This is a genomic window from Myxococcus xanthus, from assembly GCF_006402735.1.
GTDB lineage: Bacteria > Myxococcota > Myxococcia > Myxococcales > Myxococcaceae > Myxococcus > Myxococcus xanthus_A.
In genome coordinates this window covers 2,611,775-2,624,849 of sequence record NZ_CP017174.1, presented here as the reverse complement: position 1 = coordinate 2,624,849, position 13,075 = coordinate 2,611,775, and the positions used below count along the sequence as shown (strand labels likewise).

General features: G+C 70.5%; 9 protein-coding genes. 5 read left to right on the top strand and 4 right to left on the bottom strand.

Translation table 11 applies throughout. From position 1 onward, the window contains the following. Nucleotide 1: 1 nt before the first annotated feature. On the bottom strand, nt 2-2,227 hold the full coding sequence (locus BHS09_RS11135) for a fused MFS/spermidine synthase (RefSeq protein ID WP_174260518.1): 2,226 nt from the start codon (nt 2,225-2,227) through the stop codon (nt 2-4). A gap of 101 nt (nt 2,228-2,328) precedes the next feature. Between BHS09_RS11135 and BHS09_RS11130 the strand changes: the two genes are divergently transcribed. From BHS09_RS11130 to BHS09_RS11120, 3 genes are all read left to right on the top strand, one after another. Continuing rightward, nucleotides 2,329-3,426 (top strand): Kelch repeat-containing protein, encoded by a 1,098-nt coding sequence (locus BHS09_RS11130; RefSeq protein ID WP_140789548.1) that lies wholly within the window; start codon nt 2,329-2,331, stop codon nt 3,424-3,426. A 4-nt stretch (nt 3,427-3,430) separates the two neighbouring features. Continuing rightward, entirely contained in the window at nt 3,431-4,240 is an 810-nt protein-coding gene (locus tag BHS09_RS11125; protein ID WP_140797850.1) for an SAM-dependent methyltransferase, read from the top strand. Nucleotides 4,241-4,454: 214 nt separating this feature from the next. Continuing rightward, complete coding sequence (locus BHS09_RS11120; RefSeq protein WP_237078226.1) at nt 4,455-5,105, top strand: hypothetical protein; 651 nt, start codon at nt 4,455-4,457, stop codon at nt 5,103-5,105. A gap of 55 nt (nt 5,106-5,160) precedes the next feature. Here the strand turns inward: BHS09_RS11120 and BHS09_RS11115 are convergent, their stop codons facing one another. The 3 genes from BHS09_RS11115 to BHS09_RS11105 form a co-directional block, all read right to left on the bottom strand. Continuing rightward, nucleotides 5,161-6,615, bottom strand: a complete 1,455-nt coding sequence (locus tag BHS09_RS11115; protein ID WP_237080311.1) for a tetratricopeptide repeat protein — start codon at nt 6,613-6,615, stop codon at nt 5,161-5,163. 146 nt (nt 6,616-6,761) lie between these two features. Continuing rightward, complete coding sequence (locus BHS09_RS11110) at nt 6,762-8,516, bottom strand: DUF4215 domain-containing protein (protein ID WP_140789541.1); 1,755 nt, start codon at nt 8,514-8,516, stop codon at nt 6,762-6,764. 244 nt (nt 8,517-8,760) lie between these two features. Next, nucleotides 8,761-10,221 carry a M20 family peptidase gene (locus tag BHS09_RS11105; protein WP_174258720.1) on the bottom strand — a complete coding sequence of 487 codons (1,461 nt, stop codon included), beginning with the start codon at nt 10,219-10,221 and terminating at the stop codon, nt 8,761-8,763. A gap of 190 nt (nt 10,222-10,411) precedes the next feature. Between BHS09_RS11105 and BHS09_RS11100 the strand changes: the two genes are divergently transcribed. Together BHS09_RS11100 and thiD are read left to right on the top strand one after the other, a co-directional pair. Next, nucleotides 10,412-12,202: a glycosyl hydrolase family 18 protein gene (locus tag BHS09_RS11100; protein ID WP_140797848.1), complete on the top strand. Its 1,791-nt coding sequence runs from the start codon at nt 10,412-10,414 to the stop codon at nt 12,200-12,202. Between the two features lie 40 nt (nt 12,203-12,242). Next, nucleotides 12,243-13,061, top strand: a complete 819-nt coding sequence (gene thiD, locus BHS09_RS11095; RefSeq protein ID WP_140789535.1) for a bifunctional hydroxymethylpyrimidine kinase/phosphomethylpyrimidine kinase — start codon at nt 12,243-12,245, stop codon at nt 13,059-13,061. The last annotated feature ends 14 nt before the right edge of the window (nt 13,062-13,075 follow it).

Below are 13,075 nucleotides of genomic sequence, written 5' to 3'. Positions count from 1 at the left end.
GCTACGGCGCCACCTGCTCGCGGAGGAGGAAGAGCTCCGCGAGCAGGTTGTCCACGGGAGCGAAGTCATCCGTGAGCAGCAACGCGGGGCCCGCGGCCAGATAGGCGTCAATCTCCGCGCGAGGCACCCGGCCCGTGCGCGGCTGTTCGATGCCCAGGCCGCGAAGCAGCTCCGGCAGGCGCTCCAGCTCCATGGGCTGTGCCGAGCCCGCGACGATGTAGACGCCCTGCCCCTTGGAGCCACTGCGTGCATCGTGGAGCAGCTCCACGTGGGGGAAGACGTCCTGCATCGTCCGAAGGGCCGAGCGCAGGAAGGAGCCCCGGGGAATCTCGTCGATGACGGTCAGCAGGTAGAGTCCGTCCGGCTTGAGCAGCGAGCGCACCAGCATGTCGTACTCGCGCGTCATCAGGTGGTAGGGCACCGACAAGTCGTTCACCGCGTCCTGGACAATCAAGTCGTACGCGCCGCGCTCCGCCATCTCCTGGAGGAACTGCCGCCCGTCCAGGCTGAACGAGGTGATGCGCGTGTCCGGCTTCACGCCGAAGCGCTCCAGCGCGATGCGCGTCACGGCCGGGTCTATCTCCACCACCTCCATCCGGACCTGCGGGACGTAGGTCTCCACCCAGCGCGGCACCACGTAGCCGCCGCCGCCAATCACCAGCACCCGGGGCTCCGCGGTGCGCGCGGCCACGTGGCGCACCACCTCCGAGTGGATGTACCCGTGCGGGTAGCCCAGGTACGACGGGTCCTCCAGGTCCACCATGGTGTGCGTCAGGTGGTCCAGCTGCATGGCCAGCAGCCGCCGGCCGTCATGCTCCACCTGGTTGACCTTGATGCAGAAGTAGTCCGTCTCCTCCGTGCACGGAGACGCGAACAGGCCCAGCGCGCCGAACGTCCCCGCCAGCGCGAGCGTGCCCGCGGTGGCGCCGACGAAGCGGGGCCGCCGCCACACCTGCCCCACGAAGGCCGCCAGCGCCACCAGGCCCAGACTGGCCCCCATCACCAGCGGGTAGACGCCCACCTTCGCGATGAGCCACCAGCCGGTGAGGAACGAGCCCAGCAGCGCGCCCGCGGTGCTCCACGCGTACAGCCGGCCCACGGTGCGCCCCGCCCGCTCCACGTCAGCCAGCGCCAGCCGGAGCACCTGGGGGGAGAGCGTGCCCAGGGCCGTCACCGGCAGCAGGAACACCGCCGCCGTGTACGCGACGATGCGCGCCTGCAGGCCCAGGCCGTCGAAGTGGCCCTTCAGCACCAGCCACTGGTGGATGGGAGGAATCAGCAGGCAGCTGGCCGCCGCCAGCAGCATGGAGCCGGCGAGCACCTCCTGCCGGGGCCACCGGTCCGCCAGGTGGCCGCCCACGAAGTTGCCCAGCGCCATGCCCGTCAGCACCACGCCGATGATGCCGGTCCAGCTCAGCAGGGAGACGCCCACGGTGGGCGCCAGGATGCGGCTGGCCGCCAGTTCGATGGCGAGCGTGCAGAAGCTCGCGCTGGCCACCAGGAAGCACGCCAGCACGGGCCGGGCGCGAAGGTCCACGCCGGTCGAGGACGGCGCGGCGTCCGCTGCCGCCACGGCGCCGGCGGGCGCGGGGGCCACCGGTTCGACGGGGGGCGCGGACACGGAGGCCTTGGGCAGCGCCAGCAGCGCGCACAGCAGCAGCGCGCCCGACACGGTGAGGACGATGGTGGGCACGGGGAACCACGCCACCAGCACGAAGCCCGTGAGGAAGTTGCCGGCGAGGCTCCCTAGCGTGCCCAGCGCGTACAGCAGGCCCACGATGCGCCCCGCGCGCCCCAGGTCCGGCAGCAGCAGCCGGAGCGCCAGCGGCGTCACCATGGCCAGCACGAAGCTGACGGGGAAGAAGCCCAGGAAGGTGAGCAGGAAGGTGCGCGGCAGCACGGGGATGGGGCGCAGCGCGGCGCCATCCCCCAGCACGGCCACCCACCCCAGCGGCAGGAGCGCGAGCACCGCCCCCAGCGCGGTGAGGCCAGCCAGCCACCGGAACGACGCGCCCCGCTCCGACAGCCGGCCTCCGGCGTAGCTGCCCAGGCTGATGCCCGCGAGCACCACGCCGATGATGCTCGTCCACGTGTGGAGCGAGGCCCCGATGAAGGGCGCCAGCAACCTGGCGGCGGCCAGCTCCAGCACCAGGGTGGCGCAGCTCGTCACCAACACGAGGAGGGCAGCGCGAAGCACATCCAGACGAGACGCGGGGAGAAGAGCCATGCGGTGGCGGCGACTGTACCATCCCCGTCCGGTGCGCCCATCCGTGCTGGCGGGAATCACCCGAGGTGCGGGAAATCGCGCCCGGCGCATACGATGGCGCCATGTCCGCACGCCCCGACCTCCAGCGCCTCCCCTACCAGGGCCTCTGGCTCGACAGCTTCACCCTCACGGGCGTCGCCGGCGGCGCGCTCGTTGTCGGCGGGCAGGAATGGCATGCCCAAGGGGGCGGCAGCACCCCCAGGACGGTGACGAGCGCGATGCGGTGGGACGCGGCGACCGATGCCTGGGAGGTGCTTGCCCCCATGCCCCAACCGCGCCAGGGCCATGCCGCGGTGGCGCTGCCCGACGGGCGGGTGCTCATCATCGGCGGGAGGAACACCACCGAGTTGGAGCTGGCGAGCACGCTGGTATGGGAGCCCGACACGCGCCGCTTCCGGGACGGCCCGCCCCTGCTCGCGGCGAGAGCCAGGCCCGTCGCGGTGGCCCTGCCGGATGGCGCGGTGCTCGTCCTGGGCTCCGACTTCGATGAGGACATGGAACGGGGAACGCGGGCGGAGCTGCTCCGTCCCGGCGCGGACGCGTGGGAGCTCGCGGGCCAGACGGTGCGCCTGTTCCACCCCGGTCCGGTGTGCGTGAGCGGCGAGCGCGTCATCATCGCGGGCGGAAGGGACAACGGCATCGGCTTCGCCGTGGTCGACGGCGTCCACTTCGCCCCGCCGCTCGACCAGTGCACGGAGGTCTGGCAGCGCGACACGCGCGAATGGAAGACGAGCCACCCCCTCACCGAATCCCGAGACGACCACCAGGGCGTGACGCTGTCGGACGGGCGCATCCTCGTCATGGGCGGATGGAGGAAGGGCGAGCTGCTCGGCTCCGCGGAGGTGTGGGACCCGGCGAGCGAACAGTGGACGCCCACCGGCGCGCTGGCCCACCCCCGCTCCAGCTTCAAGCTGGCCGCGCTGCCGGATGGGCGGGCGGCGGCCTTCGGCGGGCTCGGGCAGACCGATGCCGCGGCGTCCGCCGCCGTCGACCTCTGGGCGCCCCAGACGGGTGCATGGACTCCCGGGCCGCGCCTGGCGGCGCCCCTCTCGGACCACCACGTCGCCGCCCTGGAGGACGGCGCCTTCCTGCTGGTGGGCCTCATCCGCACCGGCCCCGAAGGAATGCCGCAGACCACGTCGATACACTGGAGGCCCTGACCGCATGGATACCGAAGCGCTCGCCCGAATCCCGGGCGTCAATCCGAACGTCCCCAACGCCGCCCGCATCTACGACTACACGCTGGGGGGCACGCATCACTTCGAAGCCGACCGGCAGGCGGCGGAGTACATGTTCTCGCTGGTGCCCTCCACCCGGAAGTGGGTGCGCATGCTGCGCGCCTGCCTGCGCACCGCCGCGCAGCGCCTGGCGGCCGACGGCTTCCAGCACTGGGTGGACTTCGCGTCGGGGCTGCCCACCGGCGACCACGTCCACGCCGTGCTGCCAGACGCCCGCGTGCTCTACAGCGACGTCAATCCGCTCACCATCACCACCGCCCACCATCTGCTGGGGGACACGCCTCGCGTCCGCTACATGGAATGCGACATCCGCCAGGCGGGCGCCTTCCTGCGGCGGCCGGACGTGCATGCCTTCCTGGGGGAAGAGCGCCGCGTCGCTTTCGGCGCCAATGGCATCACCGTGTTCCTGTCCGCCGAGGAGAACCGCCAGTTCTTCCGCGACCTGTACGACTGGGCAGCCCCGGGCTCGAAGCTGTTCACCACCTTCGAGACGAAGTCACCGGACCTCAGCACCCCGAAGTGGGAGCAATTCGTCGGCATGTTCCGGCAGATGGGCGAGTCCTTCCAGCTCTACTCCCTGCCCGAGTACCTGGACCTGTGTGGCCCCTGGGCCCGGGATGTCACCGGCGTGCTGCCCGTGCGCGAGTTCCTCGGGCTGCCCCCCGAGCACATCACCGACGAGGACCGTGAGGGCGTGGGCATCGAGTTCTACGCCGTCGTCCTGGAGAAGCGCTGACCGTCCCCGCCGGGTGGAGCGAGCGTGCTGGCAGGCGCTCGCGCCCATCCCCGCCGGGGCAGCGCCACGACACGCCTCCCTGCCGTCTGCCTCCCCAGCGGCGCGTGACTACCGTCTTTGCAGGCAACACGCGCACACGGAGAGGAGACGGAGCATGTTTCAATCGAGAAGGCGTCGGGTCTTTGCGGGCGTGATGATGGGAGCGGCCCTGTCGGTGGCAAGCGTTGGCTGCAGCTCGACGCGCTCAGCGAAGGTGGACGAGTCGTGGCTGGCCCGGGTACCGGAGGACCAGCTGGGCGACGTCCGCGAGGCCCAGACACAGCTGCGCATGGCCCAGGAGGAGGTGACCCGCTCCGACGTGGCCCTCAATGATGCGCGCCGGGAGCTGGAGGTGGCCAAGCGCAACGAGGACGCGGCCAAAGCCCGCCGGGAAGCGCATAACGAAGCGCTGAAGGCCGCCAAAGCCACCGGACAGAGCAGCAACATCACCCAGGCACAGGCCGAGCTGAAAAGCGCGGACTCCAGCATGAGCGCGGCCCAGGCCCAGGTGAGGTACCGCGAGCACGCCATCAAGACGCTGGAGGCCCAGAAGGAGCTGCGTGAGAACGAGCTGGCGGTGGCTGACGCGAAGCTTAGCCAGGCCGAATACAAGGCCCTGAAGGCGAACCAGGACGTGCGCGCCCAGAACCTGTCCGAGGCCGACTTCTCCTCCGCTACGGCGGACGCCCAGCGCAAGGTGGAGGAGTCCCAGCGCAAGCTCCAGTCGCAGCAGCAGCAGGAGCGGCAGGCTCGCGCCACCTGGGAGCGGATGCGCAATCAGGTGCAGGGCTACGGCGGCAGCGGCACCGAGCAGCGCAACCCGTAAGTCACCGCGACCACCGGCCCGGCCGAGCCAGAACAGGCACGGCCGGGTCCGTGGCTCACTTCGGCGGACGGAAGACGTACTGGAACACGGGCGTGTCGGGCCCCGGCGGGTACTGCGCGTCCATGAAGGCGAAGTGGGCGTGGCCGGTGATGACCGCCTCGTTGAGGCTGTCGTAGAGCACCGTCACGCCGGTGGCCCGGCCAGACGCGTCCACCTGGACTTGAACCTTGAGGTTGCCCTTGATGCCCGGCGTCTGCTGAAGCCGGTTCATGTAGAGCGCGACCAGGCCCAGTGACACCCGGTTGTAGATCTGGTCCTGGGTCCCCCGGGCGGGCTGCGACGGCAACCGGAAGTGACGCACCAGCGCGGCGGCCTCGCTCTCGGCCTCGGCGACCTGGCGCTCGGGGGCCACCAGCGCCGCGCGGTAGGCGGCCAGGGCATCCTGGTGACGCTCCTGCTTCAACACCAACCGGGCCCGCAGCACGTGGATGTCGGCGCGGGCGGGCGCTCGCTCGGAAGCCTTCACCAGGTGGATTTCGGCCGCCTTGGAATCTCCGCGAGCTTCGGCCAGCTCGGCCAGGCGAAGCAGCGGCTCCGGGTCTTCTGGCGCGGCGGCGACGAGCCGGACCAGGGCCTTGTCCTCCGCTTCCGCGCGGCCCAGCTCCCGGTACAACCGCGCCAGCAACCCCAGGGACGCAGGCTCCACACCGCCCAGCTCCGCGTAGCGCTCCAGCGACCCGGCCGCCTTCTCCTTCTCCGAGGCGGCCAGCCACAGGTCGGCCTGGAGCCGGTGCGCTTCTTTGTCCCGGGGCTTGAGGGCCACCAACTTCTCGCCCGCGGTCGCCGCGGCGCGCACGTCGTTGGCAGCCCGGGCCAGCTGCGCCAGCTTCCGCAGCGCCTCGGGCTGCTCGGGCCAGGCCTCCACCGTCCGAGTCAGCTCCGCGCGCGCGTCCGCTTCCCGCTCGGGAATCCCCGCCAGCAACATCGCCAGGGACGTCCGAATCTGCGGCGCATCCAACTGGGCGAGCGCCTCACGCAGCCGGACTTCCGCCTCCGCGGGCTTGCCCTCCGCCTGGAGCAACACGCCCTGCGCCCACAGCGCCGGCGCGAAGCCAGGGGCCTGCTTCAGGGCGGCGGCGATGGGCGGCCGCGCCTCCGCCAGCAGCCCCCAGCGCACGTAGATGAGCCCCATGCCCACGAAGGGCCACGGATTCTCCGGGTCCAGGGTGGAGAGCGCCTTCAGCTCGTTCCAGCACGCGTCCGAGGGAAAGGTGAGCCACGCCCGGTACATCCGCGGCATCAAATCCCCGGGCCGCGCCCGTGACTGCGCCTCCAACTCGCTGTCCATCGCACTGGCGCGGCCGCGCGCCCGGGCCGTCTCCAGTTGGCGCAGCGTCGCCATGACCTCTTCGGGCGGAGGCAACCCCGGGCGCACGACCGCCCCCCGTGCCGGAGCGGCGAGCACGAGCAACGCGAGGCACAGCGGAAGCGCGAACGAACGGGAGGCCATGGGGCGCGCGGACGATAGCAGACGCCCGTCCAGCGGAGGCTGCCTGCTCCCTTGGCAGCACGAACTCAGCGATTTCAGGGAAGCCCCGCTCCGGAAGGACGAACCTTCCGGAGCGGCGCCTCGACCTTCACCTCAGGACGACGGGCTCAGCCAATCTCCAGCCGGCACGTCGAGCTGCAACCGTCGCGGCTGACGGTGTTGCCGTCGTCGCACTCCTCGCCCTCGTCCTCCTGGGTTTCGCCGTCGCCGCATCGAGGGCCCCAGAGGCAGCCACGGCCGCACTCACCGTAGCCACCTGCGTTGACGCCGTCGTCGCACTCCTCGCCGGCCTCCTCGTCCACCACGGCGTCGCCGCAGGTGGCGGTGCACTCGGTGCGGGCGGTGAGGAAGTTGTTGAGCGTGAGGCGGTACGAAGAACCGTGGGTGTGACGCTCAGCCTGGAGCACGACGACCTCGTAGATGCCACCCAGCCGCAGGCCCAGCGAGCTCGCCTGGCTCGACATGTTGATGGTGCCCGACGCCGGGCCGTGCACGCCACCCAGGTCCAGCGCCAGCCGGCCATTGACGAAGACCCACACGTCGTCGTCACCGCGGAAGGTCAGCACCTCGGTGCCCTTGTACGCGAACCAGTACCGGGCCTCGCTGGTGAAGTGGAAGTTGCGCTGCTGGCCGATGGTGTCCTCGCGCGTCGACTCGAAGCCCGCGGCCACCCAGCCGCCGCTGTAGAGGGGCTCGTCATCGAGCGGGAAGAAGTACTCGTTGTCGAACACGTAGGAGCCGTTCTGCTGGCGGTCGAGCACGAAGCTGCCGACGATGGTCTTGTTGACCTTGTCCACGGCCTTGTACCACTGGTCGAACGCGGCCCGGCCGTTGGTGTTGTTCGACGGCTGGCCTTCCTTCGCGTAGACGGGGCGGCCGTTCGCGTCGAGGCGGTTCTCCAGGATGCCGTCCTCACGGCCCGCATTCTTGTTCTGGAAGTCGATGTGTCCACGCGGCAGGTCGCCGGTGGCCGGCAGGTCATACCCGCGGAAGTCACGGTAGACGACGGGGATGGACACCTGCGCCGGCGGCTCCTGCGTGACGAGCACACACGCGAAGCCATCCTCCAGCTTGCAGTCCGGCGAGCAGCCGTCATTGGCGCGCGTGTTGCCGTCGTCGCACTCCTCCACGGCGCTGTTGGGGAGGATGAGCCCGTCGCCGCACGTCTCCTCGCAGTTGCCATCCGAGCAGCGGGGCTCCTTGGTGCACAGCGGCGAGCAGCCGTCACCCATCACGGTGTTGCCGTCGTCGCACTGCTCGGTGCCCTCGGTGATGCCGTCACCACAGGTGGTGCGGCTGCACGGCTGACCCGGCGGGCACTTCCAGCCGTCCTCGAGCCGGCAGACGTCGCTGCAGCCGTCGCCCGGAGTAGTGTTGCCGTCCTCGCACTCCTCATCACCGGCGATGATGTTGTCACCGCACTCCTTGGCGCGGCAGCGGCCACCCTGGGCAGGGCACGCCCAGCCACTCTCGATCCGACAGCTCCCGTTGCAACCATCACCGCTGACCAGGTTCCGGTCGTCGCACTCCTCGCCGTCCTCGACGCGGCCGTCTCCGCAGTTCATCAAGCGAACGCACGGCGCTCCCGGCACCTCGCAGATGAACCCGCCCTCCACCGTGGTGCACGTCGCGTTACAGCCGTCGCCGTCCACCCTGTTGCCGTCGTCACAGGCCTCGCCGGACTGGCGCTGGCCGTCACCACAGTCGTCGCCAGCATCCGGCGTCGACCCGTCCGGGATGTTCGGGCCGGTGCCGGCATCGGGCTTCGCCGAACCTCCCCCGCCGTTACAGGCCACCAATGTGAAGAGAAGAGATGCGAGCAACGCGCTCGCCAGCCGAGATCTGCGATGGGGGTTCACCATGGGAACAAATGCTGAAAGTGCTTCGCACCGCTGTCAACGCGTCACGGCAAGTCGACGGATGCGAGGTGCAGACGGCGCACAGATGTGCAGGCAGAACGGACTTTCCATGTGCTCCCCGTCTCCTGCGCACATTTACATTCACGATAACAACGCCCGAAACATCACTTTCGTAGAAAGCCGGAAGCGGCGTGAGTCACAGGGCTCACACGTCTCGTGCGGGCCATTCAACCCGTTCCCACCGGCGTCACTGGGCCACGTTGCGGACGTACTGCGCATAGAAGCGCACCGCGTCCGCGTAGCCCTTCACCGACACGCGCTCGTCCTTGCCGTGGAGGCGTGACAGGTCGGCGCCGTCCAGGCGCAGCGGCATGAAGCGGTAGACATTCTCACTCAGCCCGGTGAAGTACCGCGAATCCGTCGCGCCCAGCATGAGGTACGGGGCCACGACGACGTCGGGGAACACCTGGCGCACGCTGCGCTGGAGCTGCGCCCACGCCTCGGAGTCCATGCGCGACACGGGCGACGGTTCACTGATGAAGCCCAGGGTGCTCACCTTCACCCGCGGGTCATCCACCACGCGCCGCACGTGCTCCAGCACGCCCGCCACGGAGTCTCCCGGGAGGATGCGGAAGTTCACCACCGCGCGGGCGCGGGCTGGCAGCACGTTGTCGCGCTCGCTGCCCTCGAACATGGTGGCCGCGGTGGTGGTGCGCACCGCCGCGTTGGTGGTGGCCTTCGCGGTGAGCTGGCGCAGCACCAGCGGCTCGAACAGCCACAGGTTGGCGAAGAGCGTGCGCATCCCGAAGCCCATCTCCGGCCCCGCGAACTCGAACAGGGCCCGGCTGCCACCGCGCAGCTTCGCGGGCATGGGCGCATCCTCCAACCGGGAGATGGCGCGGCTCAGCACGCCCACGGCCGTCTGGGGCGGCGGCATGGACGAATGGCCGCCTTCGCCATCCGCCACCAACTCCGCGCTGGCGAAGCCCTTCTCCGACACGCCGACCAGGGCCACCGGTGAGGCCACGCCGGGCACGGTGCCGGACACAATCATCCCGCCCTCGTCCAGTACGGATTCCAGCGTCACGCCCCGCTCGCGGAGCAGCTTCGCCATCGCCTCCGCGCCCTCGCGCCCACCCACCTCTTCATCCCCACCGAATGCGAGCAGCACCGTGCGCTTGGGCTGGAAGCCCGCCGCGAGCAGGGCCTCCACCGACTCCAGGATGCCGAACACGCTCCCCTTGTCGTCCAGCGCGCCCCGGCCCCAGACATAGCCGTCCGCCACCAGCCCGCTGTAGGGCGGGTGAGTCCAGGACGCCTCCGTGCCGGGCGCAACGGGCACCACGTCCAGGTGCCCCAGCAGCAGCGCCGGGCGCAGCGACGCGTCCGTCCCCGTCCAGGTGTACAGCACCGAGTGCGCCCCCACGGGCTCGCGCTTCAGCACCTGGTGGAGCCGGGGGTATTGCTCCCGCATGTAGTCGTGGAGCGCGGCGAAGGCTGCATCCTCCGCGGGCTGCCCCTCCGCCGCCGCCAGCGTCTTGAGCCGCAGCGCACCACCCAGCCGGGCCGCGGCGGCATCGGCGTCCACGGTGAACTCCGCGGGCGCCTCCGGCTGGACCTGCCGCGAGGTGAAGCGAAAAGCCTTCGTGAGGAGAACCCCCGCGAGGGCAACGACGACAACCAACAACGACAAGAGAATGCGTTTCATCGGCAAGACTCGCGGTGGGGGCGCCTCACGCTAGCAAAGGCGGCCCGCCACCCCACTGCTTCTCCAGGGCAGAGCCCCACGGCAGGCCCCGTCTCCACGAATTACAGATTTACAGCATTGCAACCATTTTCCACCTTCACCGCGAAACACAAGTCGTGTAGATGACGCGGATCGTCGCAGGGGGTGTGCAGTGAAGAAGCCGTCCACGGTGTGGAGACAGCTCTGGCTTGGCCTGGTGCTGGGGACACTGGCTGGCTGCACCGGTGGAGGTGCGGAGGACCCGGGTCTTCCAGGGGCCCCAGGTGCGGCCACGGCCCAGGCGGCCGATGCCGAGGCCTTGGTGACGTGGCTGCCGCCCACGAGCGACGGCGGCCACCCGGTCATGTACTACATCGTGCGATGTGAGCCCGCCTGTGGCGGCGCCATCGTCACGTCGGACGAGTTCCAGGCCACCGTGCGCGGCCTCCACAACGGCTTCGCGTACACCTTCAAGGTCGCGGCGGTGAACATCAACGGGGAAGGTCCCGCCTCCGTGCAGTCGGAGCTGGTCACGCCGCAGCCCGGCCTCTCCATCTCCAACCCCACCGTCCCGGGCCAGCCCCGTGGCGCCCGGGCCACGCCGGGCAACGGCCACGCCTTCGTGAGCTGGCTGGCTCCGGCCAGCTACGGTGGCCGGCCGCTGCACCAATACCGGCTGACGGCGGAGCCTGGGGGCGTCTCCGTGACGGTGGACGCGCCGGCCGCGAGCGCCGTCATCCCCGGGCTGGTCAACGGCGTGCCGTACCGCATCACCGTGGCGGCCACCAACGAGAAGGGGGAAGGCCCCTTCGCGGTCGCCAACACCATCCAGCCCCGCGCCGGGGGCGAGCCCACCGAATGGGTGACGGGCTACTTCGTGGGCTACCAGCTGTGGATGCAGCCGGTGGACGCGGTGGACCTGGCGGGCATCACCCACCTCGTCGTGGGCCGCGTCAAGCCGAACCCCAACGGCACCCTCAACGCGAACTTCGACGCCAACATCGACGACAGCCACGGCCGCGCCATGGCCAAGGCCCTGGCGACGCGCGCGCACCAGCAAGGGCGCAAGGCGCTGCTGATGCTCGGCGGCTTCGGCGAGCATGAGAACTTCGTGCGCGCGGCGTCCCCGGCCCAGCGTGCGCACTTCATCCGCAACATCATCCAGCTCATGGACGAGCTGGGCTACGACGGCATCGACGTGGACTGGGAGCCCATCATCCTGGCCGCGGACATCCCGGAAGGCGCGCCCATGGCGCCCGATGACGGAGAGCCCCTGCTCGCACTGCTAGAGGGCCTGCGCGCCGCGCGGCCGAACATCATCCTCACGGTGCCGGTGGACTGGCTGAACTCCAACTTCAACATGAGCCGTCATCGCGCTGACTTCATGAAGCAGCTGGCGTCGCGCGTGGACCAGCTCAACATCATGTCCTACAAGATGAGCGGCCACTGGGGCGGCTGGGAGAGCTGGCACTCCAGTCCGCTCTACGGCCACTCGCAGCTCCACCCCACCTCCGTCTCGCACTCCGTGGAGGGCTACCTGGACGCGGGCGTGCCCGCGGGACGGCTGGGCGTGGGCATCGGCTTCTTCGGGACGTGCTGGGGCGGCGTGACGGAGCCGAACACGCCCCTGGATGGCCGTGAGGGTGTCTTCGAGGGCCAGAGTGACAACTTCATGAGCTACACCAACATCATGACGCACTATTACCGTGCGGACGGCAGCCGCTGGGACGACGTGGCCAAGGTTCCCTACCTGTCGTTCCCCACCGGCCACGGCCCGGGGCTCTGCAACTACGTCTCCTACGAGGACCCGCGCTCCATCGCCGTCAAGGGCCAGTACGCGCGCGAGAAGAACCTGGGCGGCGCCATCATCTGGACCATCAGCCAGGGGCACTTCCTTCAGCCGACGAACGGCCACAGGGACCCGCTGCTGGACGCGGTGAAACACGCCTTCCTGGACCCGTGAGCGCGGGAAGCACTGGCGGCGGAGCGCCCGCTCCCGCACCATGGCGGCCATGGAGACTTCGAAGCCCGTGGCCACCGCGCTCACCATCGCCGGCTCCGACAGCGGCGGCGGCGCCGGCATCCAGGCCGACCTGAGCACCTTCGCCTTCCACCGCGTTCACGGCACCAGCGCCCTGACGGCCATCACCGCGCAGAACACGCAGGGCGTCACCCGCGTGGACGTGATGCCCCCCGAGGCCGTCGCCGCGCAAATCGACGCCGTGGCCTCCGACATCGGCGCGGGCGCGGTGAAGACGGGCATGCTCGTCAATCCGGCCATCATCACCACGGTGGCGCGGCGCCTGCGCGCGCTGGGCCTGGGCCCGCTGGTGGTGGACCCCGTCATGGTGTCCCGCGCCGGCGCGCGCCTCATCGACGACGCGGCCGTGGGCGCGCTCAAGGAGCTGCTGCTGCCCCTGGCCACGGTGGCCACGCCCAACCGGCACGAGGCGGAGCTGCTCGCCGGCATGAAGCTGGAGACGTTGGAGGACATGCAGGAGGCCGCGCGCCGCATCCACCGGCTCGGCCCCCAGGCGGTGCTGGTGAAGGGCGGCGGCATGACGGGCGCGCTGCGCGGCACCGACGTCTGGTTCGACGGCGAGCGCATGGAGACGCTGCACCTGCGCGCGGTGGACACGCGCAACACCCACGGCACCGGCTGCACGCTGTCGGCGGCCATCGCCGCGCACCTGGCGCTGGGACAGACGCCGCTGGAGGCCACCCGGCGCGCGAAGGACTACGTCACCGCCGCGCTGGAGCACCCCCTGCCCCTGGGCAAGGGCCCGGGCCCCTTCAGCCACTTCTTCCCGCTGGAGGGGTAGCCCGGGCCCGTCAC

What these genes read in the sequence shown, in the direction of transcription:
- BHS09_RS11135 (WP_174260518.1), bottom strand. Translation starts at nt 2,227, where the DNA reads ATGGCTCTTCTCCCCGCGTCTCGTCTGGATGTGCTTCGCGCTGCCCTC.
- BHS09_RS11130 (WP_140789548.1), top strand. Translation starts at nt 2,329, where the DNA reads ATGTCCGCACGCCCCGACCTCCAGCGCCTCCCCTACCAGGGCCTCTGG.
- BHS09_RS11125 (WP_140797850.1), top strand. Translation starts at nt 3,431, where the DNA reads ATGGATACCGAAGCGCTCGCCCGAATCCCGGGCGTCAATCCGAACGTC.
- BHS09_RS11115 (WP_237080311.1), bottom strand. Translation starts at nt 6,615, where the DNA reads ATGGCCTCCCGTTCGTTCGCGCTTCCGCTGTGCCTCGCGTTGCTCGTG.
- BHS09_RS11110 (WP_140789541.1), bottom strand. Translation starts at nt 8,516, where the DNA reads ATGGTGAACCCCCATCGCAGATCTCGGCTGGCGAGCGCGTTGCTCGCA.
- BHS09_RS11105 (WP_174258720.1), bottom strand. Translation starts at nt 10,221, where the DNA reads ATGAAACGCATTCTCTTGTCGTTGTTGGTTGTCGTCGTTGCCCTCGCG.
- thiD (WP_140789535.1), top strand. Translation starts at nt 12,243, where the DNA reads ATGGCGGCCATGGAGACTTCGAAGCCCGTGGCCACCGCGCTCACCATC.